Annotated in this window: 19 protein-coding genes and 1 tRNA gene; 11 read left to right on the forward strand and 9 right to left on the reverse strand. The window is 71.6% G+C overall.

From position 1 onward, the window contains the following. Nucleotides 1-14: 14 nt before the first annotated feature. From ACWDBB_RS03540 to ACWDBB_RS03560, 5 genes are all read left to right on the forward strand, one after another. Entirely contained in the window at nt 15-905 is an 891-nt protein-coding gene (locus tag ACWDBB_RS03540) for an NAD(P)-dependent oxidoreductase (protein ID WP_449788030.1), read from the forward strand. 23 nt (nt 906-928) lie between these two features. Continuing rightward, a complete protein-coding gene (locus tag ACWDBB_RS03545; protein ID WP_449788031.1) occupies nt 929-1,498 on the forward strand; it encodes an N-acetyltransferase family protein in 570 nt (189 codons plus the stop codon). Between the two features lie 659 nt (nt 1,499-2,157). After that, nucleotides 2,158-3,120, forward strand: coding sequence for a hypothetical protein (locus tag ACWDBB_RS03550; protein ID WP_449788032.1), 963 nt, complete (start codon nt 2,158-2,160; stop codon nt 3,118-3,120). Nucleotides 3,121-3,285: 165 nt separating this feature from the next. Further along, nucleotides 3,286-3,408 carry a hypothetical protein gene (locus tag ACWDBB_RS03555; RefSeq protein ID WP_449788033.1) on the forward strand — a complete coding sequence of 41 codons (123 nt, stop codon included), beginning with the start codon at nt 3,286-3,288 and terminating at the stop codon, nt 3,406-3,408. A gap of 39 nt (nt 3,409-3,447) precedes the next feature. Then, nucleotides 3,448-4,356 carry a class I SAM-dependent methyltransferase gene (locus tag ACWDBB_RS03560; protein WP_449788034.1) on the forward strand — a complete coding sequence of 303 codons (909 nt, stop codon included), beginning with the start codon at nt 3,448-3,450 and terminating at the stop codon, nt 4,354-4,356. Nucleotides 4,357-4,381: 25 nt separating this feature from the next. Here the strand turns inward: ACWDBB_RS03560 and metG are convergent, their stop codons facing one another. The 3 genes from metG to ACWDBB_RS03575 form a co-directional block, all read right to left on the reverse strand. After that, a complete protein-coding gene (gene metG, locus ACWDBB_RS03565) occupies nt 4,382-6,115 on the reverse strand; it encodes a methionine--tRNA ligase (protein WP_449788035.1) in 1,734 nt (577 codons plus the stop codon). A 114-nt stretch (nt 6,116-6,229) separates the two neighbouring features. Further along, complete coding sequence (locus ACWDBB_RS03570) at nt 6,230-6,430, reverse strand: DUF397 domain-containing protein (RefSeq protein ID WP_392881754.1); 201 nt, start codon at nt 6,428-6,430, stop codon at nt 6,230-6,232. Then, the gene (locus tag ACWDBB_RS03575) at nt 6,427-7,275 is read right to left on the reverse strand and encodes a helix-turn-helix domain-containing protein (protein ID WP_449788036.1); all 849 of its coding nucleotides are present in this window, start codon (nt 7,273-7,275) and stop codon (nt 6,427-6,429) included. Before ACWDBB_RS03575 ends, ACWDBB_RS03570 begins: the two co-directional genes overlap by 4 nt. Nucleotides 7,276-7,610: 335 nt before the next feature. Here ACWDBB_RS03575 and ACWDBB_RS03580 point away from each other — a divergent pair, with 335 nt between their 5' ends. Further along, complete coding sequence (locus tag ACWDBB_RS03580; protein WP_449788037.1) at nt 7,611-7,766, forward strand: hypothetical protein; 156 nt, start codon at nt 7,611-7,613, stop codon at nt 7,764-7,766. A 49-nt stretch (nt 7,767-7,815) separates the two neighbouring features. On the opposite strand, the gene ACWDBB_RS03585 is transcribed toward ACWDBB_RS03580, so the two are convergent. Beyond that, nucleotides 7,816-8,418, reverse strand: a complete 603-nt coding sequence (locus ACWDBB_RS03585) for a GNAT family N-acetyltransferase (protein ID WP_449788038.1) — start codon at nt 8,416-8,418, stop codon at nt 7,816-7,818. 130 nt (nt 8,419-8,548) lie between these two features. Further along, nucleotides 8,549-9,832, reverse strand: coding sequence for an adenylosuccinate synthase (locus tag ACWDBB_RS03590; RefSeq protein WP_449788039.1), 1,284 nt, complete (start codon nt 9,830-9,832; stop codon nt 8,549-8,551). A 126-nt stretch (nt 9,833-9,958) separates the two neighbouring features. On the opposite strand from ACWDBB_RS03590, the gene ACWDBB_RS03595 reads away from it, so the two are divergent. From ACWDBB_RS03595 to purM, 3 genes are all read left to right on the forward strand, one after another. Further along, nucleotides 9,959-10,804, forward strand: a complete 846-nt coding sequence (locus tag ACWDBB_RS03595) for a diacylglycerol kinase (protein ID WP_449788040.1) — start codon at nt 9,959-9,961, stop codon at nt 10,802-10,804. Nucleotides 10,805-11,080: 276 nt separating this feature from the next. Further along, nucleotides 11,081-12,664, forward strand: coding sequence for an amidophosphoribosyltransferase (gene purF, locus ACWDBB_RS03600; protein WP_392881767.1), 1,584 nt, complete (start codon nt 11,081-11,083; stop codon nt 12,662-12,664). A gap of 79 nt (nt 12,665-12,743) precedes the next feature. After that, complete coding sequence (gene purM / locus ACWDBB_RS03605; RefSeq protein ID WP_449788041.1) at nt 12,744-13,829, forward strand: phosphoribosylformylglycinamidine cyclo-ligase; 1,086 nt, start codon at nt 12,744-12,746, stop codon at nt 13,827-13,829. Between the two features lie 160 nt (nt 13,830-13,989). Here the strand turns inward: purM and ACWDBB_RS03610 are convergent, their stop codons facing one another. Together ACWDBB_RS03610 and ACWDBB_RS03615 are read right to left on the reverse strand one after the other, a co-directional pair. Further along, nucleotides 13,990-14,247, reverse strand: coding sequence for a DUF3073 domain-containing protein (locus tag ACWDBB_RS03610; RefSeq protein WP_449788042.1), 258 nt, complete (start codon nt 14,245-14,247; stop codon nt 13,990-13,992). A gap of 384 nt (nt 14,248-14,631) precedes the next feature. Beyond that, nucleotides 14,632-15,789 (reverse strand): Glu/Leu/Phe/Val dehydrogenase dimerization domain-containing protein, encoded by a 1,158-nt coding sequence (locus ACWDBB_RS03615; protein WP_449788043.1) that lies wholly within the window; start codon nt 15,787-15,789, stop codon nt 14,632-14,634. 208 nt (nt 15,790-15,997) lie between these two features. On the opposite strand from ACWDBB_RS03615, the gene ACWDBB_RS03620 reads away from it, so the two are divergent. Continuing rightward, nucleotides 15,998-16,948, forward strand: coding sequence for a hypothetical protein (locus tag ACWDBB_RS03620; RefSeq protein ID WP_449788044.1), 951 nt, complete (start codon nt 15,998-16,000; stop codon nt 16,946-16,948). 487 nt (nt 16,949-17,435) lie between these two features. Beyond that, entirely contained in the window at nt 17,436-17,642 is a 207-nt protein-coding gene (gene bldC / locus ACWDBB_RS03625) for a developmental transcriptional regulator BldC (protein WP_014137253.1), read from the forward strand. Between the two features lie 360 nt (nt 17,643-18,002). On the opposite strand, the gene ACWDBB_RS03630 is transcribed toward bldC, so the two are convergent. Continuing rightward, nucleotides 18,003-18,076 (reverse strand) — tRNA-Asp (locus ACWDBB_RS03630). Nucleotides 18,077-18,221: 145 nt separating this feature from the next. Next, nucleotides 18,222-22,235: an ATP-dependent RNA helicase HrpA gene (gene hrpA, locus ACWDBB_RS03635; RefSeq protein ID WP_449788045.1), complete on the reverse strand. Its 4,014-nt coding sequence runs from the start codon at nt 22,233-22,235 to the stop codon at nt 18,222-18,224. Nucleotides 22,236-22,358: the final 123 nt, after the last annotated feature.

Below are 22,358 nucleotides of genomic sequence, written 5' to 3' on the forward strand. Positions count from 1 at the left end.
GGAGGCTGTCTGCCATGGCAACCAACCCCGCTGACAACCCGTCGAAGACCCCGCTCACCCTGCTCGGCCTCGGTGCGATGGGCACCGCGCTGGCCGAGGCCTGGCTCACCGCCGGGCACCCGCTGACCGTCTGGAACCGCACCGCCGCCCGCGCCGAAGCGCTCGCCGCCCGCGGCGCCACCGTCGCCGCCACCGCCGCGGAGGCCGTCGCCGCGAACCGGCTGGTCGTCGTCTGCCTGCTCGACGACGACTCCGTGCTGGAGGCGCTCGACGGCGCCGACCTGACCGGCAAGGACCTGGTCAACCTGGTCACCACCACCCCCGGGCAGTCCCGCCTGCGCGCCGCCTGGGCCGAGCGGCACGGCGCCCGCTACCTGGACGGCGCGATCATGGCCGTCCCGCCGATGATCGGCGTCCCGACCTCCGGCGGGTACGTGTTCTACGGTGGCTCGGCCGAGCTGTTCGAGGAGCACCGGGACACCCTCACCGCCCCGGCCGGCACCCGGTACGTGGGCGCGGACGCCGGGCACGCGGCGCTGTACGACGTGGCGCTGCTCAGCGGGATGTACGGGATGTTCGCCGGGGTCGCGCACGCCTTCGCGCTGATCCGGGGCGAGTCCGTGGCCCCGAGCGAGCTGGCGCCGCTGCTGGGCGGCTGGATCTCCGCGATGTCCCACTCGGTGGGCACGACCGCGGAACATCTGGAGAGCGGCGACTACACCAAGGGCGTGGTGTCCAACCTGGCGATGCAGGTGGCCGCCAAGGGGACGCTGCTGCGCACCGCAGAGGAGCAGGGCGTGAGCCCCGAACTGATCGAGCCGTACTTCCGGTTGATGGAGCGTCGACTGGAGATCGGCAGCGGCGAGGAGGACCTGTCCGGGGTCGTCGACCTGCTGCGACGGTGAGGCCAGGCCGGTAACGTACCGGCATGGCAGACCTAGAAGAACGCGCCACCGTCGTCGCGTCCGACCCGCGGCAGGCCGGGGCGGGGGTGGTGGTCCGACCGCGCCGCGCCGACGACCTCGCCGACTGCGTCCGGGTGCTGGCCGACGTCCACGCCGCCGACGGCTACCCCGCCGACTGGCCTGACCGGCCCGCCGCCTGGCTGACCCCGGACGGCCTGCTGGCCGCCTGGGTCGCCGAGTCGGACGGCCGACTCGTCGGCCACGTGGGCGTCGCCCGCAGCGCCCCGGGCGACCTCGCCCCCGCCCTGTGGAGCCACCGCACCGGCGGCCGCCCGGAACTCGCCACCGTGATCGGCCGGCTGTACGTCGCCCCCGGGGCGCGCGGCCGCCTCATCGGCGCCCGGCTGCTGGCCTGCGCCGTGGCGCACGCGCGGGCGCTCGGCCTGCACCCGGTGCTCGACGTGCTCGCCACCGACACCGCAGCCGTGGCCCTTTACCGCCGCCTCGGCTGGACCCACCTCGGCGGCGGCGACCAGCGCTGGGCCTCCGGGCGGACCGTCACCGTCCACTGCTTCGCCGCGCCGAGGGGGTGAGCCCAGGCCCGCCCGGCCGCCGCGGCCGGGCGGGCCTCACGGTCGGCCGGGAGGACGGCGCACCCGCCTCCACGCCCGCCGGCCGTCGGGCCCCGGCCGCTGTCCGTACCGGAGCCTCGGCCGTGGCGACGTCCCGGGAGGACTCGGCCGGCAGGACGGAAGCCACAGCGGCCTCGACCGGTGGGAGTCGAGGAAGACCGGTCGCCGCGTGGGCGTCGAGTCGGCCGGGCCGGCGCCGTCCGTTCACGCGCGCCCCAGGGGGCGCCGCTGACTCGGTCCTCGTCGCCGTGGAAGGCGTCGGCCCCGGCCCGCATGTGCGCGGCATCGACCGCGGGACGCCCCGCCACCTGCGTTGGAGCTCCGCCACGGGAACGAGGCGTCGGCGGTTGCCGATCGGCCGGCTCTCGGCGATCTGCGCACCGTCGCGGGTGATGCGGTGGGTCTCGCCGGCTTCGACGTCGTCGAGTACGGCCTTGGACCGCGCCACGAGTTCGCGCTGCGTGATGGTTCTCGTGGCACCGCCGTCTCGATGGCGCCGCCGTCTCGCGCCGTGGAGCACCGTGTCGCGCTTCGGGGGCCGCCCGGTTCCCCCGGGTGGGGGAGCCGGATCACCGCGTCGGGGGAGGGCCGGTGCGGGCGGCGCGGGCGAGCCTGGCGGCATGGTGACAAACGGGTGGGCGGTGACCGGCTGGGGCCTCGGGTCCGCCGGGTTCGGGCTGGGGTGCGCGCTGAGCGGGACGGAGCTGTTCGGGGCGGGGTGGCCGGGGTGGGTGGTGGCCGGCGTGGGGGTGGCCTCGGCCGCCGCCGGCCTGGCGGTGGTGCGGCGGCAGCCGGTGCTCCGGCACCGATGGCACCGATGGCTCCGGTGGCTGCTGTGGGCGCTGTGCGGGGTGGCCGCGGTGGGGGCCTGGGGGCTGCTGATGGACGGGGTGACGCTGCTGTTCGGCCAGTCGGTGGACAGCGTCCCCGACTCGGTGGAGCGCGCGCTGGCGGCGGTGGGGGCGGTGCTGCTGGCCCGCACCGCCCTGGGGCTGCGGCCCGGCGCCCGCGGTGGCCGGGGCGGTAGGACCGTTCCCGCTCCCACGGCGGCTCCGCCGCTCGTCCAACTCGCCGCCTGGGCGGGGACCCTGGCGTTCGCGCCGTACGTGCTGATGAAGCTGGTCTGGGCGCTCGGCGGTTCGTTCGCCGGAGTCGGCGGCGACCGGATGTACGCCGACTACGTGCGCAACGGATCCTCCGGGCTCTGGCTCGCCCTGGAGCGCTGGGGGCTCGACGGCACGATGCTGCTGGCACTGCTCGGGGTGTTCCTGCTCTGGGGGCTGGTCCGGCCGTGGGGGCAGGTCTTCCCGCGCTGGACGCTGCCGCTGCGCGGCCGCCGGGTGCCGCGCTGGCTGCCGCTCGCCCCGGCCCTGCTGGGCGCGGCCACGCTGGCGCCGTACGGGGTGGTCGGGATCGGCTACCTGACGCTGTGCACCGCCGGGGTGACGCGGATCAGGCTGGGCGCCTTCGCCAGTGAGCGGAGCGCGTTGGAGGTCGGCTGGGTCGGGATGTGCGGGTTCGCCGGGTACGGGGTCGCGCTGGTGGTGGCCGCCCGGTCGTACTGGCGGCGGACGAGGGGGTGAGCCGACGCGCTCCGCCGGGGCCTGGGTTTGCCGAGGCAGCAACAAAGCTTGCCAGTGCCGTGAGGCGGGCCGCAGCCTGGCGGTGGAGGTGAGCGCCATGGGCGAGACGGCCGGTCCGGGCTTCGTGGTCCACCTGGCCGGCGACCCGGTGCTGCACGCGCCCAGGTGGTCACCGCCGCCGGGGCGGGCGCGGCGGTCGCCTTCGCGCTCGACCACGACCTCGTGGCGGAGGAGGTCGACCGGGCGGTGCGGCGGTACCGCGCGTCCGGTGCCGCTCTGCCCGCCTGAGCGGGGAAGCCTTCGTCAACCCACGATCGGAGAATCCGGATGTCAGCGCACCAGCACGACCACGCCCGCTCGCACGGGCACTCGCACGGGCACTCCCACGCCCACGGGCACGTCCCCGCCGCCGACTTCGACTGGGACGCGCTCGCCGCGCACCTGGAGCTGGAGGCCGACCTGCGGGCCGACGCCGTCACCGAGGCCGGCCGGTGGCTGCTCGGCCTGCACGGGGAGGGCGCGGTACGGCGGGTCCTCGACGTCGGCAGCGGCCCCGGGGTGATCGCCGGGCTGCTGGCGGAGGTCTTCCCGGCGGCCGAGGTGGTGGCCGTCGACCAGTCGGCCGCCCTGCTGGAGCGCGCCCGGACCCGCTCCGGCGGCCGGCTCGGCATCCAACAGGCCGACCTGCCGGCCGAGTTCGGCAAGCTCGGCGAGGCCGACCTGATCTGGTCCGGCAACGCGCTCCACCACCTGGGCGACCAGCAGGCCGCGCTCACCTCGCTCGCCGGGGTGCTGCGGCCGGGCGGTCTGCTCGCCGTCGCCGAGGGCGGCCTGTCGGCGCGCTACCTGCCGCGCGACTTCGGCCTCGGCCGGCCCGGCTTCCAGGCCCGGATGGACGCCGCGCACGAGGACGGCTTCAGCGCCATGCGGGCCGAACTGCCCGACAGCACCCGGGAGATCGAGGACTGGCCGGCCATGCTGCGGCGGGCCGGGCTGACCCCGACCGGGACCCGCACCTTCCTGGTCGACCGCCCGGCCCCGCTCTCCGGACCGGTGCGCGGCTACCTGCACACCCAGCTGACCCGGCGGTACGACCAGCTCGCCGAGCAGCTCGACGCCGAGGACCGGGCCACCCTGGAGGCCCTGCTCGCCGAGGACGCCCCGACCGGCATCCTGCACCGCCCGGACGCCTTCTACCTCTCCGCGATGACCGTCCACACGGCCCGCCGGGACTGACCGGCGGCGCGGCGCCGTGCGTCCGCTACTCCGCCGAGCCGCCGAAGCGCTCCGTCCAGGCCGCCAGGTCGTCCTCCGTGACCTTGGCGAACAGCACCGGCGGCACCGTGAACGCCGTCCCGGCCGGCACCAGGTCGAGCGCCCGGGCCTCCTGCGGGGTGATCCAGTCGCGGGTGGCGGCCGGCGAGTCCTCGGGCAGCGCGAAGGCCCCGCGCATCGCCGCGGCCGTGGTCGGGACGAACGGCTCGGAGACCACCGCGTACAGGTGGATCAGGTTCATCGCGGTGCGCAGGGTCAGCGCCGCCGCGTCCGGGTCGGTCTTCACCTGGAGCCAGGGCGCCTTCTCGTCCAGGTAGGCGTTGCCCGCGCTCCACAGCGCGCGCAGGGCCTGCGCCGCCTTGCGGAAGTTGAGTGCGTCCAGCTGGGCCTCGTACTCGGCGAGCAGGCCGGCGATCTGCTCGCCGAGGCGCTGCTCGGCCTCGCCCGGCGCGTGCCCGCCGGGGACGTCGTCGCCGAAGCGCTTGCGGCTGAAGGAGAGCACCCGGTTGACGAAGTTGCCGAGGGTGTCGGCGAGGTCCTTGTTGACCACCGAGGCGAAGAGGTCCCAGGTGAAGCTGGAGTCGTCCGACTCGGGTGCCTGCGCCATCATGAAGTAGCGCCAGTAGTCGGCGGGCAGCAGGTCCAGGGCGTCGTTGCCGAAGACGCCGCGTCGCCGGCTGGTGGAGAACTTGCCGCCGTAGTACGTCAGCCAGTTGAAGGCCTTGACGTAGTCGACCTTCTTCCACGGGCGGCGTGAGCCGAGCAGGGTGGCCGGGAACATCACGGTGTGGAACGGGACGTTGTCCTTGCCCATGAACTCGGTGTACCGGACGGTCTCGTCGGCCTCGTACCACCAGGACTTCCAGTCCCGCAGCTGCCCGGCCGGGGCCGCGTCCGCCCACTCCTTGGTGGCGCCGATGTACTCGATCGGGGCGTCGAACCAGACGTAGAACACCTTGCCCTCGGCGGCCAGTTCGGGCCACACGTCGGCCGGCACCGGGACGCCCCACTCCAGGTCGCGGGTGATCGAGCGGTCCTGGAGGCCCTCGGTCAGCCACTTGCGGGCGATCGAGGAGGCCAGCACCGGCCAGTCGTCGGCGTGGCCGGCGACCCAGTCCTCGACCTCCTCGGTGAGCTTGGACTGGAGCAGGAACAGGTGGCGGGTCTCCCGGACCTCCAGGTCGGAGCTGCCGCTGATCGCCGAGCGCGGCTCCAGCAGGTCGGTCGGGTCCAGCACCCGGGTGCAGTTCTCGCACTGGTCACCGCGGGCCTTGTCGTAGCCGCAGTGCGGGCAGGTGCCGACGATGTAGCGGTCCGGCAGGAAGCGGCCGTCGGCGTTGGAGTACACCTGGCGGATCGCGCGCTCCTCGATGAAGCCGTTGCGCTGGAGTTCGCGGGCGATCTCCTGGGTGATCTCCCGGTTCTGCGGGGAGGAGCTGCGGCCGAAGTGGTCGAAGGAGAGCCCGAAGCCGTCGTACACCGCCCGCTGCGCGTCGTGCGCCCGGGCGCAGAACTCGGCGACGGGCAACCCGGCTTCCTGGGCGGCGAGTTCGGCGGGCGTGCCGTGCTCGTCGGTGGCGCAGATGAACAGCACCTCGTGCCCGCGCCGGCGCAGGTAGCGCGCGTAGACGTCCGCCGGGAGCATGGACCCGACCATGTTGCCCAGGTGCTTGATCCCGTTGATGTACGGAAGGGCGCTGGTGATCAGGTGCCGAGCCATCCTCGGATGCTCCGATTTCTCCCGCACGCGCACCCCCACCCGGAGTGCCGTGCCAGGCGCAGGGATCCACTGTGGGCTGCAAGCCTAGCCCTCGTCGGGCACCGGGCCCGGACGTCAGGGCCGGGTGAAGTCGCCGTACCGGTCGAACTCCCCGGACTTCACCCCGCGGACGAAGGCGGCCCACTTGCGCGGGGTGGTCCGTACGACGACCTCGGGCCGGTCCGACTCGCGGATCTCCACCAGCTCGCCCGCCGACCTGACCTCGACGCAGTCGGTGCTCTCACCGCTGGCCGAGGCCTTGCGCCAGCCACTCATGCGAAGTCTTTCAGCAAGGCCCGGATGAAGTCCCGGGACTCGTCCGGGCCGAGTGCGATCGCCGCGGTCTCCTCCTTGATCCGGCGGTAGGAGGCCAGTTCGACCTGGTTGTGCACGAACGTGGGCCCGTGGGAGAGATCGATCTGGACGGTGTCGAGTTCCGGGACGGGACCGCGGGCGAGGTACAGGCTCTCCCCGGAGCCGGTGTAGGTGGGCACGCTGAAGGGGATCACCCGGATCTCCACCGCGGGCCTCTCGGAATTCGCCAGCAGGCTCCTCAACTGGTCGCGCAGCACGTCAGGACCGCCGAACTGCATGCGCAGTGCGGACTCGTGCAGGAACGCGCTGTACGGCTTCGGGTGGTCGACGAAGATCTGCTGGCGCCGGATCCGGAACGCCTTCCGGACCTCCGCCTCCTGCCGGTACTGCGGGGGCAGCCGCTCGAACACCGCGGCGGCGTACTCCGGGGTCTGCAGCAGTCCGGGGATGAAGGTGCTGTTCAGGATGGACAGGGAGGCCGCGTGGTGTTCCATCTCCGCGATGTCGATGATCGCGTTCGGCAGCCGGCCGCGGTAGCCGTCCCACCAGTACTTGCGCCGGTCCTGGGTCATCGCCAACAGGGCTTCCAGATAAGGGCCGTCCTCGCATTCGCAGGTGTGGGCCCAGATCCGGAGCCGCTCGGCGCTGATCCCCGACTTCCCGTTCTCCATCTGGGAGATCTTGGGCAGGTCGGTGCCGATGGTGGCGGCCAGGCTCTTGGGCGTGACGCCCACGCGTTCGCGCATCCTGCGCAACTCGATCCCGAGGCGCTGCTGGCGCACGGTCGGCGACAAGCGGGGTGGCATGACTCTCTTCTCCGGGTCGCGGCTGGCGTCGATGCTTCCGGTGAAGTGTGCCGCGCACACAGGGCCCTAGCTACTGAAACGGGGGATACCCCACGATGGAGTGAACGTCCTCGCGCTCGGTAGCAACTCTGGCACCTTGACCCTATGGTCGTCCGTGTCACTCGCTGACTTGTTGCCGTCTAAACAGTCGTCAATCGGCCCTTGATGGCCGTAATGACACACCAGATGCATGGTCGCGGCGCCCGAAATCACCGACCGGAGACTGCCATGCCCCTCCCCTCGCCACCAGGCCTTCCCCGCCGGCCCCACCCTCCCCAGCGCTTTTCCGCCTCCCGGTGAATGCGCTTCTCGTCGCCGGACTGTCGGCGCTCCTGCTCGCCGTCCTGTTCGTCGGCTGGCTGGTCTGGCTGGTGAACGTCCAGCCCTACGAACTCCGCGCGGCGAAACGCGAGTTGGCCGCGGCCCATGCCGCCCGGGGCAAGCGGAAGTAGCCGCTGCGGGCCGGGCCGCCGGGGTGCGGCCCGGCGCCGGGGCTGCGCCTCAGCCCCGGGAGAGCCGTTCGGTCAGACGGGACTTGGCCGCCGGCCACTCGTCGGCGAGCATCGAGAAGTAGGCGCTGTCCCGCCAGGTGCCGTCGGGGCGCCGGCGGTGGCGGCGGAAGGTCCCCTCGTACTGGGCGCCGAGGCGCTGGATCGCCGTGCGGGAGCGCTCGTTGCGGGCGTCGGTCTTCCAGAAGACGCGGCCCATGCCGAGGTCCTCGAAGGCGTGGTCGAGCAGCAGCAGCTTGGCCTCGGTGTTGACCGCCGTGCGCCAGACCGAGCGGGCGTACCAGGTGCCGCCGATCTCCACGAACTCGTCCTCTGCGGTGAAGTCGTGGTAGCCGGTGGCGCCGACGGCCCGGCCGGTCGTGAGGTCGACGGCGGCGAAGTTCACCGACTCGCCCGCGGCCGCCTCCGCGATCCGGGTGTCGATGATCGCGCCGAGCTCCTCCTCCGAGCTCGGCGGGAGGTGCATGGTCCAGCGCCAGACCTCGGGCTCGGAGCCGACGGAGGCCCAGAGGTCGGCGAGGTGGCGGCGCTCCAGGGGCTCCAGGCGGATGTGGCGGCCGGTGAGGGCGACGGGGGAGGGCAGCTTCGCGGTCATGATCCAAAAGTAGCCCTGCTCTGCACTAGAGGCAATAGGTGTTTGAACTAGTGCAAAATTTTGAGGATGGGCGAAGCGAAGGGCCCCGCAGGGACGGTGCGTCCCTGCGGGGCCCTCGAAGCGCTCGGGCTCAGATGAACGAGTTGATCTGGATCGTCTCGTCGCGGCCCGGGCCGACGCCGATGGCCGAGATCGGGGCGCCCGACATCTCCTCCAGCGCCTTCACGTACGCCTGGGCGTTCTTCGGCAGCTCGGCGAAGGACTTCGCCTTGCTGATGTCCTCGGTCCAGCCCGGCAGCGTCTCGTAGACCGGCTTGGCGTGGTGGAAGTCCGACTGGTTGTAGGGGAGCTCCTCGACCCGCTTGCCGTCGATCTCGTACGCGACGCAGACCGGGATCTGCTCCCAGCCGGTCAGCACGTCCAGCTTGGTGAGGAAGAAGTCGGTGAGGCCGTTGACCCGGGTCGCGTAGCGCGCGATGACGGCGTCGAACCAGCCGCAGCGGCGGTCGCGGCCGGTGGTGACACCGCGCTCGCCACCGATCCGGCGCAGCGCCTCGCCGTCCTCGTCGAGCAGCTCGGTCGGGAACGGGCCGGAGCCGACGCGGGTGGTGTAGGCCTTGAGGATGCCGATGACCCGGTCGATCTTGGTCGGGCCGATGCCGGCGCCGGTGCAGGCGCCGCCCGCCGTCGGGTTCGACGAGGTCACGAAGGGGTACGTGCCGTGGTCGACGTCGAGCAGGGTGCCCTGGCCGCCCTCCAGCAGGACGACCTTGTCCGCCTTCAGCGCCTCGTCCAGGACGAGGGTGGTGTCGGAGAGGAAGGGCTTGATCTTCTCCGCGTAGCCCAGGTACTCCTCGACCACGAGGTCGGCCGGGATGGTGCGGCGGTTGTACAGCTTGACCAGGATCTGGTTCTTGTCGTGCAGCGCCGCCTCGATCTTCTGGCGCAGGATCGACTCGTCGAACAGGTCCTGGACCCGGATGCCGACGCGGTTGATCTTGTCCGCGTAGGTCGGGCCGATGCCGCGGCCGGTGGTGCCGATCCGGCGCTTGCCGAGGAAGCGCTCGGTGACCTTGTCCAGGGTGCGGTGGTACGGCGTGATCAGGTGGGCGTTGCCCGAGATCAGCAGCTTCGAGGTGTCGATGCCGCGCTCGTTCAGGCCGGCCAGCTCGGAGAGCAGCACGGCCGGGTCGATCACGACGCCGTTGCCGATGACCGGCGTGACGTTCGGGCTGAGGATTCCGGAAGGGAGCAGGTGCAGGGCGTACTTCTGGTCGCCGATGACCACCGTGTGACCGGCGTTGTTGCCGCCCTGGTAGCGGACCACGTAGTCGACGGAGCCGCCGAGGAGGTCGGTGGCCTTCCCCTTGCCCTCGTCTCCCCACTGAGCGCCAACGAGCACGAGTGCCGGCACAGGCGTACACCCCTTCCGGTTGGGGCATCCTGCGTAGGCCGCAGTCTGCCCCGAGATAGACGAAGCCCCTGGCGCAATGGCGCAAGGGGCTCTTGCACCGAGAGATTACCTGAGGAAGGACCGGTCGTGTCGTCCCTGTCCACGCCTGCTACCGGCGGCCCGGAGCCGCTCCTGCTGCTCCTCGACCCGGTGGCCCGGCAGACCGACGGCGAGTCGGTGCGGATCGCGAAGGACGTGCTCTGCGGGGGTGCGGACGCCAAGGTGGCCTTTCCGGAGAACCCGTCCGAGCTCGACCGGGTGCTTTCGCACCGGGGTCGGAGGCGACCGGTCGTGATCGGTTCCGACCTCGCGCTGCAGAGGGTGCTCCAGGCCCTGCATCGCCAGCGTGAGCTGGGCGCCGAACCGGTGGGGATGGTTCCGGTCGGGCGCTCGGAGGAGCTGGTCGCGGCCCGCGCGCTCGGCGTGCCGGGGGAGCCGGTCGGGGCCGCGCGGGCGGTGCTGTCGGGCGCGCCGCGCCGGCTGGACCTGTTGGTGGACGACGGCGGCGGGGTGGCCCTGGGCGGGGTCCGGATCACCGGCGGGGGCACGCGTCGGCCGGTGGGCCGTACGGGCGGTTGGCGTTCGCTATGGGCGAAACTGGCTGCGGCCGAGCAGGCGAACGTGCTCACCCCGGACGGCACCGACCACGGCTCCCGGGTCCGGGTCGAGGCCGACGGCAGGCTGCTCGCCGACGTCCACCGGCCGGTCCGGCTGGTCCAGGTCACGCTCCCGTCCGGCGCCTCGGACGGGACGGGCGAGATGGAGGTGGTGGTCGCCGCCTCCGGCGACCTGGTGCGCGCCCGGGCGGCGAGCGTCTCGGTGGTCGGGCGCGGCTTCGGCTACGAGGCCGACGGCCGCCCGGTCGGCCCGGTCCGGGCCCGGACCTGGACGGTGCACCCGGGGGCCTGGGGCCTGCTGCTGCCGGCGGCGTGACGGCAGCGGCGAAGGAGACATGACCGGCGGGCGACCGGCGGGGGAAGCCCGGGTGAGCAGGCTCACGTTCCTCCGTGCCCCGAACCCCTCCGCCGCACGCACCGAACCTCCCAACAGGCGCGAACCGCAAGGCCAACCGCCACCCGCCGGAATTCCCCCCACCCGAAATCCCGGACCTGTAAGGGGTTTTGTCTACGCGCGTTAACTCCGGGTCGGCGGACAAACCCCCAGTCCCGGGGTCCGGAAGCCCTGGTCAACTGCCCTAGACTCGAAGGCGTGCCACGTGGTGACGGAAGACTCAACCACGATCTTCTTCCCGGTGAGAAAGGCCCCCAGGACGCTTGTGGCGTCTTCGGTGTCTGGGCTCCCGGCGAGGAGGTCGCCAAGCTCACGTTCTTCGGCCTTTACGCCCTGCAGCACCGCGGTCAGGAATCCGCGGGCATCGCAGTGAGCAACGGCTCCCAGATTCTCGTCTTCAAGGACATGGGACTCGTCTCCCAGGTCTTCGACGAGGCCTCGCTGGGGTCGTTGCACGGGCATATCGCCGTCGGACACGCCCGCTACTCGACCACCGGTTCCTCGGTCTGGGAGAACGCCCAGCCGACCTTCCGGGCGACCGTCAACGGTTCGCTGGCCCTCGGGCACAACGGAAACCTGGTGAACACCGCCGAACTGGCGGCCATGGTCGCCGAGCTGCCCGGCGAGGAGCACGTCTCGCGCTCCGGCCGGACCGCCGCGACCAACGACACCGACCTGGTGACGGCCCTGCTCGCCGGCCACCCTGACCTCTCCATCGAGGAGACGGCCAAGGTCGTGCTGCCCAAGGTCAAGGGCGCCTTCTCGCTCGTCTTCATGGACGAGCACACCCTCTACGCCGCCCGCGACCCGCAGGGCATCCGCCCGCTGGTGCTCGGCCGGCTGGAGCGCGGCTGGGTGGTCGCCTCCGAGACGGCGGCGCTGGACATCTGCGGCGCGTCCTTCATCCGCGAGGTCGAGCCCGGCGAGCTCATCGCCATCGACGAGAACGGCATGCGCAGCTCCCGGTTCGCCGAGGCCAAGCCCAAGGGCTGCGTGTTCGAGTACGTCTACCTGGCCCGCCCCGACACCTCCATCTCCGGCCGCAACGTGCACCTCTCCCGCGTGGAGATGGGCCGCCGGTTGGCGAAGGAGGCGCCCGTCGAGGCCGACCTGGTGATAGCGACGCCCGAGTCCGGCACTCCCGCCGCGATCGGCTACGCCGAGGCCAGCGGCATCCCGTACGGCTCCGGCCTGGTGAAGAACGCCTACGTGGGCCGCACCTTCATCCAGCCCAGCCAGACCATCCGTCAGCTCGGCATCCGGCTCAAGCTCAACCCGCTGCGCGAGGTCATCGCCGGCAAGCGCCTGGTGGTCGTGGACGACTCGATCGTGCGCGGCAACACCCAGCGCGCCCTGGTGAAGATGCTGCGCGAGGCGGGCGCCGCCGAGGTCCACATCCGGATCTCCTCGCCGCCGGTGAAGTGGCCCTGCTTCTTCGGCATCGACTTCGCCACCCGCGCGGAGCTGATCGCCAACGGCATGACCATCGAGGAGATCGGCCGCACCCTCGGCGCGGACTCGCTCGCCTACATCTCGATCGACGGCATGATCGAGGCCACCAAGCAGCCCAAGGACAAGCTCTGCCGGGCCTGCTTCGACGGCGAGTACCCGATGGAGCTGCCGGACCCGGCGCTCCTCGGCAAGCTCCTACTGGAGGCCGAGATCAAGGGCGGCCAGGCGCAGCCCGCCGTCCGCGGCAAGCCGACCAGCGGCAGCGACCTGGACGGCGTCCAGTCGCTGCTCGGCGGGGCGGGCGCGGCCGACGCGCTGCGCCGGCCGTAAGCGTTCTCACGGTGGGGTCCCGAGAAACGGGGCCCCACCGCTGTTCCAACCCCCACCTGACCCGAGAGGGCCGCACGCAGTGACCAGCAACCAGAACGGCGCCACCTACGCCGCCGCCGGTGTCGACATCGAGGCGGGCGACCGCGCCGTCGAGCTCATGAAGCAGTGGGTGAAGAAGGCCAACCGCCCCGAGGTGGTCGGCGGTCTCGGCGGCTTCGCCGGCCTCTTCGACGCGTCCGCCTTCAAGAACTACGAGCGGCCGCTGCTGGCCTCGGCCACCGACGGCGTGGGGACCAAGGTGGCCATCGCCGCCGCCATGGACAAGCACGACACCATCGGCCACGACCTGGTCGGCATGGTCGTCGACGACCTGGTCGTGTGCGGCGCCGAGCCGCTGTTCATGACCGACTACATCTGCGTCGGCAAGGTCGTCCCGGAGCGGGTCGCCGCGATCGTCAAGGGCATCGCCGAGGGCTGCGCGCTGGCCGGCTGCGCCCTGGTCGGTGGCGAGACCGCCGAGCACCCCGGCCTGCTGGGCCCGGACGAGTACGACGTCGCGGGCGCCGGCACCGGTGTGGTGGAGGCCGACGCGCTGCTCGGCGCGGACCGGGTCCGGGCCGGCGACGTGGTGATCGCGATGGCGGCCTCCGGCCTGCACTCCAACGGCTACTCGCTGGTCCGCCACGTGCTGCTGAACGAGGCCGGCTGGAAGCTGGACCGCAAGGTCGAGGAGTTCGGCCGCACCCTCGGCGAGGAGCTGCTGGAGCCGACCCGGATCTACTCGCTGGACTGCCTGGCGCTCACCCGCGCCACCGAGGTGCACGCCTTCTCGCACGTCACCGGCGGCGGCCTGGCGGCCAACCTGGCCCGGGTCATCCCGGCCGGCCTGCACGCCCGCCTGGACCGCGGCACCTGGACCCCGCTGCCGGTCTTCCAGACCGTCGCCGAGGTCGGCCGGGTGGCCACCCTGGAGATCGAGAAGACGCTGAACATGGGCGTCGGCATGGTCGCGGTCGTCCCGCCGCACTCGGTGGACGTCGTGCTGTCGATCCTGGAGGACCGCGGCGTGGAGGCCTGGCTGCTCGGCGACATCGTCGAGCGCACCGACGAGCACGAGGACGGTGCTGCCCTCTACAACGCCTACGAGGGCTTCCGGGCGAGCTGACCCGCACGGTGACGTCGAGAGGGCCCCTCCGGAGCACCGGAGGGGCCCTCTCGCGTGCGGTGGGGGCCACCGCGGGGACAGGGTCCGGTCCCGGACGAGGGAACGCCGAAGACCGGCCCGGCGCCCTGGGCGTCCGGACCGGCCTGCGGGAATGCTGTGGTTACGAGCGGCGGGAGGCCCGTGACGGCCCGGCGCCCGGCTCGTTGTCGTCCTCGTCGTCGAGGTCGCCGTAGCGGGCTGCGTACTCCGCGTACGGGTCGTCGTCGTCCTCTTCCTCGATCGGCTCAGGCTCGATCGAAGCGGTGGACGGCGATACGCCCAGCTCGTTGGACAGACGGTTAGCGTCGAAGCCGCCGCTGTTGTACTTCAGCTGGCGGGCGACCTTCGTCTGCTTGGCCTTGGCCCGGCCGCGCCCCATGGGTCGACCCCCTCAACGGCGGGGCTCACGGCCCCGAGTCTGACACGTGTTCATGTTCGGGATCGGCCTGCCCGAAGTGGAGAAGCCGTCCCCTGGAGCATTAACGGTACCTGTTTCCGCCGCCGGACGGTACGTCGTCGGTGTGACGTGGCGCGCACAGACCGCGCCCGCGACCGGGTCTTCCCAGGTCAGCGGAGGTTTTGCGGCGGTTTGCGCGCTGTTCGGTGGTGGCTTGGCTCCGTCGTTCCGGGATCGATTATCCCCCCAAGGGGGACCTCGGATCACCCGTTCGGGCGGAGAAGTGAGAATCCGGTTCCACATCGTGATGCGCGGGGGGCCGTGGTGACTGCCCCCCGCGCGTCACGCGGTCGGTCGCCGGCCCGATCAGGCGCGGCGGGCGCTCGGCAGCAGCACCGTGCGCAGGGCGCTGATCTCGCGCATCCGCTTCTCGGCCAGGCGGTCGGCGGCGACGGCCGGCGGGACGCCGTCGGCGGTGGCCCGGGTGAAGATCTCCAGGGTGGTGTCGAAGATCTTCGTGGCCTTGTTCTTGGCCCGCTCGAAGTTGAAGCCGTCGATCTCGTCGGCGACCTGGATGACGCCGCCGGAGTTCACCAGGTAGTCCGGCGCGTAGAGGATGCCGCGGTCGGCCAGGTCCTTCTCGACGCCCGGGTGGGCCAGCTGGTTGTTGGCCGCGCCGCAGACGATCGAGGTGCCGAACTCGCCCAGTGCGGCGACCGTGTCGTCGGTCAGCGCGCCGCCGAGGGCGCAGGGGGCGTAGACGTCCAGCTTGGCCTGGAGCAGGGCGGCGGTGTCGGCGACCACCTCCACCTCGGGGTGGGCGGCGCGCACGCGGTTGACCGCGGCCTCGAAGGGGTCGGTGACGACGACGGTGGCACCGTCCGCGACCAGGTGGCCGACCAGGTAGTGGCCGACCTTGCCGACGCCCGCGACGCCGACCCGCTTGCCGCGCAGGGTCGGCTGGCCCCAGCGGGCCTGGGCGGTGGCGCGCATGCCCTGGAAGACGCCGAAGGCGGTCAGGATGGACGAGTCGCCGGCGCCGCCGTGCTCCGGCGAGCGGCCGGTCACGAACTCGGTCTCGCGGGCGATGACGTCCATGTCCTGGACGTAGGTGCCCACGTCGCAGGCGGTGACGTAGCGGCCGCGCAGGGACTCGACGAAGCGGCCGTAGGCCCGGAGCATCGCCTCGTTCTTGTCCTTGTTCGGGTCGCCGATGATGACGGCCTTGCCGCCGCCGAGGTCCAGTCCGGCCAGCGCGTTCTTGTAGGACATTCCGCGGGACAGGTTGAGCGCGTCCTCCAGCGCCGCCTCCTCGGAGGCGTACGGGAAGAAGCGGGTGCCGCCGAGGGCCGGGCCCAGGGCGGTCGAGTGGATGGCGATGATCGCCTTCAGGCCCGAGCTGCGGTCGTGGCAGAGGACGACCTGCTCGTGACCGTCGCCGGGGGCGCCGTCCTGTTCGGTACGGAAGATCCTGCTGAGCACGCCGGGTGCGGGGTGCGTGGCGGGGGTCTGTACGTCGGTCACTGTGGTGACTCCAGTAATGAAGGCCCGCTGCTGTGGTGCGGGCGCCTAGGGCGAAGCGTAGCCGCGCGGAGGCCGTCGATCCGCTGTCTTGTCCGAGCTGGGGCCGGTCGTCCGAGGGGTGAGACGGGAAGGGGTGCGCGGGTGCGGACGCGAACGGTTCGGGGGCGCGCTCTCCCCGGGCCGGGCGGCGCGTGCGACCATGCAGGACGTGACCGTCGTACGTACTTCCGTACAGCCGCCCTACGCCGCCCACCTGCGGGTCTACGAGCCGTTGGCCGCCTATCCGGAGCCCGAGCGGGCGCACTGGCAGGCCTGGGCGGCGGAGCACGGGCCGGACGCCGCGGAGGCGGCCCAGCCGGTCGCGGAGGCGGTGCTGGAGGAGCAGCGGGAGGCGCTGGTCGGGCTGGCCGCCCGCACGCCCCGGGCGCTGCCCGAGCGGGAGAGCGGGCGGGCGTACCTGCGGATGGTGGACGGCGTACTGTACGTCTGCCCGTGGGCGACCAGGCTGCGCAGCTGGCAGGCGCTGGAGGAGCTGCGGGCCGGGGCGCCGGTGGCGCTGCTGGACACCGCGCTGCCGCCGGTGGCCCGGGCGGCCGCCGAGGCGGACCGGGAGCGTTGGCGGGCCGAGCACCCGGACGCCCGGCCGTGGATCCTGACCAGCCGCTGGGAGGTGCCGGTGCGCTGGTTCCTGCCGTTCGGGGACGAGGACCGCTGCTTCGTGCCGGGCGGGGGCGCGGCGGTGGACGGGGGCGTGGACGGTCCGCCGGGTGGGAAGGAAGGGGTGGGGGAGGGGGGAGGGGAGTACGGGGGCCGGCCGGCGGCGCTGTTCTACCTGGTGCCGATGGCGCAGGCGCGGCGGCGGGTGGCACGGGCCTTCCGGGCGCTGCGCGAGGCGGTGCCGGACGGGGAGCTGGTGCGGGGGGCCGAGCGGGTCGGGCGCTGGCTGGAGGAGTTCCACCCGCGTTCGCTGGTGGAGCTGGACTACGGGGGCCTGGTGCATCTGCTGGGCCCGGAACGGTTGTTGGCGGACCGTTCGGCGGGGGAACTGGAGGAGGGGCTGCGCGCGCTGCGGGCGGGGGACACGGCCGAGGCACTGCGCGTGTACGGGGAACTGACGGTGCGCTGGCGTCGGGTGCTGGCACTTCGGCACGCGAACTGACGTCCGACCGTGCGTGTATGACTGTAAGGGTCCTTGGCACTGCGAGGGTGATGACCAAGGTCCTGGTTCGGGTCAATAGCTGCCGAACGTGACACTACTCACCGTTGACGCGAACTTACCCCTATGTGCAAAAATGGGACAACCAGCCCAACTTCACGTGAGCGTGCCCACTTTTGGGTGGTTCTGGAGTCGATGCGTGCTTTGCGGGGAAACGGAGGGTCTGGTCCCCTCGTAACCGGATGTCATCACTATGTGACTGTCCGTTATGGGGTGGTCCATCGCCATCCGTCGGCCTTGAACCCGTGAGGGGTCAATTTTGGCGGTTTGGTCGATAGGGCTGGACGGATGGTGTAGTTGTAGACACCAGGACAAGCCGTTCGTCCTATAACCGACTCGGCCCGTCTATGCCATTTCGGGCATCGCGGGCCAAGGTGCAGAATTTGAAGGATAGAACCGCCCTGGTTCGGTTCTCCCGAGGAGGCCGCTCATGACCGCTCGTACCCCTGATGCTGAGCCGCTGCTGACGCCGGCAGAGGTTGCCACCATGTTCCGCGTGGACCCGAAGACGGTCACTCGCTGGGCCAAGGCGGGCAAGCTGACGTCGATTCGCACGCTCGGTGGTCACCGCCGTTACCGTGAGGCGGAGGTGCGTGCTCTGCTTGCTGGGATTCCCGCCCAGCGCACTGAGGCCTGATAGGCCAAAGGCTCTTTAAAGGGGCCGCTTACCGGACTCCGCCGGGTCCGGTAAGCGGCCCCTTTGTCGTGCCCGCGCGCGGGTGTTCGGCGTCGGTCAAGTGGTCGGAATCCTGAACTCCGGATAACGATTTGATGCGCCCGGGGCGGGGGGGATTTACAGTGAATACCTGTACAATTTTACATATTAAATTAGTGGGGTTCTGGAGAGGGGCTTCGGGGGGCCGGCTCCGGAGGGGTTACCGTGACGACTGTCACACCGTCTGTCACTTGTGGTCTAGACCTGGCCGGGGTAAAAGGGCCGAAAGGCCAAAAGCGAGAGGCCCGGAACCTGAACGGTTCCGGGCCTCTCGCGTTGCGGCGATCCCGACGGGACTTGAACCCGCGACCTCCACCTTGACAGGGTGGCGAGCTAACCAACTGCTCCACGGGACCAGGTTTTCCTGATCTCGTTCACTCGCTTGCCGCGCTGCGAACAAGACAGACTGTAGCCCATGGTGGGCCCCCAGGTCGAACCGGCTCCTGAAGGCCCACCCGCAGCTCACGGCCGCGGCCCGGGGAGGCCGCGGCACCGCCCGGGTCAGAGCGTCGCCCGAGCCGCCTCCATCGCCTTCACGATCCGCTTCTCCGAGACCGGGCTCGGCGTGCCCAGTGACTGGGCGAAGAAGCTGACCCGCAGCTCCTCGATCATCCAGCGGATCGCCCGCACCTCCGCGGAGGGCTGGTGCCCGGCCGGGACGGCCGCCAGCAGCTCCCCGTACGCCTGCTGCACCTGCTGCACCTTCAGCAGCTGCTGGGCGTCCCGCTGCGGGTGGTTGGGCAGCGCCTCCAGGCGGCGGTCCACCGCCAGCAGGTAGCGCTTGAGGTCCGGCAGCCGCTGCCAGCCGGTGGCGGTCACGAAGCCCGGGTGCACCAGCGAGGCCAGGTGCAGCCGGATGTCGTTCACCGCGTTCAGCAGCACCGGGCTGCTCACCGTCTTCAGCCGGGTCGAGGCCTTGTGGAAGGCGATCAGCGCGGTGGCCGTCTTCAGCGTGGTGTCCGCGGACAGCTCGTACAGGTCCGCGCGCACCTTGTCGTGCAGCTTGCCGAACGCAGCCTCGTCCCAGGCCGGGCCGCCGGCCAGGGTCATCAGCCGGTCCGTCGCCGCCGCCACGACGTCCTCGAACAGGGCGCCGATGGAGCCGTGCGGGCTGTGCGAGAGCGCCAGCTTCGCCTGGTTGCCCAGCCGGCCCTGGATCGACTTGGCCGGGGAGTTGGTGGTCAGCATCAGCAGCCGCCGCGTCCCCTCCCACATCGACCGGGCCTGCTCCTGCGGGGTGTCGAACAGCTTCACGGCGACCGACTGGCCCTCGTCCACCAGGGCCGGGTAGGCGCGCATCGAGTGGCCGCGCGAGCGCTGCTCGAAGGTGCGCTGGAGCACCGGCAGGGAGGCCGGCCAGGCGGTCAGCCCGCTCTGCTCGATGCCCTGGCCGGAAGCGGCCGAGGAGAGCGTCTCCTTGAGCTTGGGCTTGAGCTTCAGCCGCAGCTCCTCCAGGTCCTTGGACTCGGCGAGCCGGCGCTTGCCGTCCACCACCCGGAAGGTCACCTTGAGGTGCTCGGGCACCCGTTCGTCGTCCCAGGCCTCCGGGGGCACGGTGACCGCCGTCAGGCGCTTCAGGGCGTGCTCCAGGGCCGGGAGGAGCCCCTCGGCGGAACCGAACGTGCCATCAGCCTGGCGGTCCCTCACGGCACGCAGCGCGGCCCTGGCGAAGTCCGGCGCGGGGACGAAGTTGCGCCGGAGGGCCTTCGGCAGCGACTTGATGTACGCCGTGACCAGCTCCTCCCGCAGACCGGGGATCTGCCAGTCGAAGCCCTCCGCGGTGACCTGGTTGAGCACCGGCAGCGGGATGTGCACCGTCACGCCGTCCGCGTCGCTGCCCGGCTCGAACTGGTAGGTCAGCCTGAAGCGGAGCTTGCCCTGCTGCCAGTGGTCCGGGTAGTCGGCCTCGGTGACGCCGTCCGCGGCGTCGTTGATCAGCATCGACTTCTCGAAGTTCAGCAGGTCCGGCTGCTCGTGCCGGGCCTTCTTCCACCAGGAGTCGAAGTGCCGGGTGGAGACGACGTCCTCGGGCAGCCGGGCGTCGTAGAAGTCGAACAGGGTCTGGTCGTCCACCAGGATGTCCCGGCGGCGGGCCCGGTTCTCCAGCTCCTCGACCTCGCCGAGCAGCCTGCGGTTCTCCGCGAAGAACCGGTGGTGGGTCTCCCAGTCACCCTCGACCAGCGCGTTGCGGATGAACAGCTCACGGCAGAGCTCCGGGTCGATCCGCCCGTAGTTGACCTTGCGCTGGGCGACGACCGGCATCCCGTAGAGGGTCACCTTCTCGTACGCCAGCACGGCGCCGGCCTTCTTCTCCCAGTGCGGCTCGCTGTAGCTGCGCTTGATCAGGTGGCCGGCCAGCGGCTCGACCCACTCCGGCTCGATCTTCGCGTTGATCCGCGCCCACAGCCGGGAGGTCTCCACCAGCTCCGCCGACATCACCCAGCGCGGCGGCTTCTTGAACAGGCCGGAGCCGGGGAAGACCGCGAAGCGGGCGCCGCGCGCGCCGCCGTACTCGCGCTTCTCCACGTCGTACAGGCCGATGTGGGAGAGCAGGCCGGCCAGCAGCGACTGGTGGATCCGGTCGGCGTCCGGCTCGGCGTCCGGGTGCGGCTCCTCGATCGTGACGCCCAACTGCTTGGCGACGGTGCGCAGTTGGACGTAGATGTCCTGCCACTCCCGTATCCGCAGGTAGTTGAGGAACTCCGCCTTGCACATCCGGCGGAACGCCGAGGAGGAGAGCTCCCGCTGCTGCTCCCGGACGTAACGCCACATCGCCAGGTAGGAGAGGAAGTCGGAGGTCTCCGAGTTGAACCGGCGGTGCCGCTCGTCGGCGGCCTGGCGCTTCTCGGCCGGGCGCTCGCGCGGGTCCTGGATGGAGAGCGCGGCGGCGATCACCATGACGTCGCGGACGCAGCCGTTGCGGTCCGCCTCCAGCACCATGCGGGCCATCCGCGGGTCCACCGGGAGCTGGGCGAGCTTGCGGCCCAGCGGGGTCAGGCGCTTGCGCGGGTCCTTCTCGTCCGGGTCGAGCGCCCCCAGCTCGTGCAGCAGGTGGACGCCGTCCTTGATGTTGCGCGAGTCCGGCGGGTCCAGGAACGGGAAGGCGGCGATGTCACCGAGGCCGGCCGCGGTCATCTGGAGGATCACCGAGGCCAGGTTGGTGCGCAGGATCTCGGCGTCGGTGAACTCGGGGCGGGAGAGGAAGTCCTCCTCCGAGTAGAGCCGGATGCAGATGCCGTCCGAGGTGCGGCCGCAGCGGCCCTTGCGCTGGTTGGCGCTGGCCTGGCTGATCGCCTCGATCGGCAGCCGCTGCACCTTGGTGCGGTGGCTGTAGCGGGAGATCCGGGCGGTGCCCGGGTCGATCACGTACTTGATGCCCGGGACGGTCAGCGAGGTCTCGGCCACGTTGGTGGCCAGTACGATCCGGCGGCTGCGCGAGCGCTGGAAGACCTTGTGCTGCTCGGCCGAGCTGAGCCGGGCGTACAGCGGCAGGATCTCGGTGTTCTTCAGCTTCAGCTTGCCGAGGGCGTCGGCGGTGTCGCGGATCTCGCGCTCGCCGGAGAGGAAGACCAGGATGTCGCCGGGGCCCTCGGCCTGGAGCTCCTCGGCGGCGTCGCAGATCGCCTGGACCTGGTCCCGGTCGCGGTCGGCCTCGGTGCTGTCCTCGTCCTCCTCGGCCCCGTCCTCGACGAGCGGCCGGTAGCGGACCTCGACCGGGTAGGTGCGCCCGGAGACCTCGATGATCGGGGCGTCGCCGAAGTGCCGGGCGAAGCGCTCCGGGTCGATGGTCGCCGAGGTGATCACGACCTTGAGGTCGGGCCGGCGGGGGAGCAGCTGCTTGACGTAGCCGAGGATGAAGTCGATGTTGAGGCTGCGCTCGTGCGCCTCGTCGATGATCAGGGTGTCGTACTGGTGCAGGTCGCGGTCGGTCTGGATCTCCGCGAGCAGGATGCCGTCCGTCATCAGCTTGACCAGGGTGTCCGGGCCGACCTGGTCGGTGAACCGGACCTTCCAGCCGACCGCCTCGCCCAGCGGGCTGTCCAGCTCCTCCGCGACCCGCTCGGCCACGGTGCGGGCGGCGATCCGGCGCGGCTGGGTGTGGCCGACCAGGCCGCGCACGCCACGGCCGAGTTCCAGGCAGATCTTCGGGATCTGGGTCGTCTTGCCGGAACCGGTCTCGCCCGCGACGATCACCACCTGGTGGTCCCGGATCGCGGCCAGGATCTCGTCCTTCTTCTGGCTGACCGGGAGTTCGGCGGGATAGCCGATCTTCGGGACGGCCTGCCGGCGGCGCTCGACGACCAGCTCGGCGCGGTCGATGTCGGCGGCGATCTCGGTGGCGATCTTCTGCCGGGCCTCGGGCTTGCGGACCCGACGGGCCCCCTCCAGCCGGCGCCCGATCCGCACCTGGTCGCGCAGGGTCAGCTCGGGCAGACGGACGGCCAGCTCGCCGATTCCGGGACCCTCGGCGGGTACGGCGGCGGACTGGACTGCGGGAGAACTCACTGCGGGCATCCCTCTAGGTTCGCAAGGAGGCACGGCGGAGCGCACCTCGGTTTTCGAGCCCCTCCAGTGTCACAGCCGTCGGCGGCGAATCGCGAACGACGGGCAACGGTCCGCGGGCGTCCCGGGCTCCGG

Source organism: Kitasatospora sp. NPDC001095, assembly GCF_053598615.1.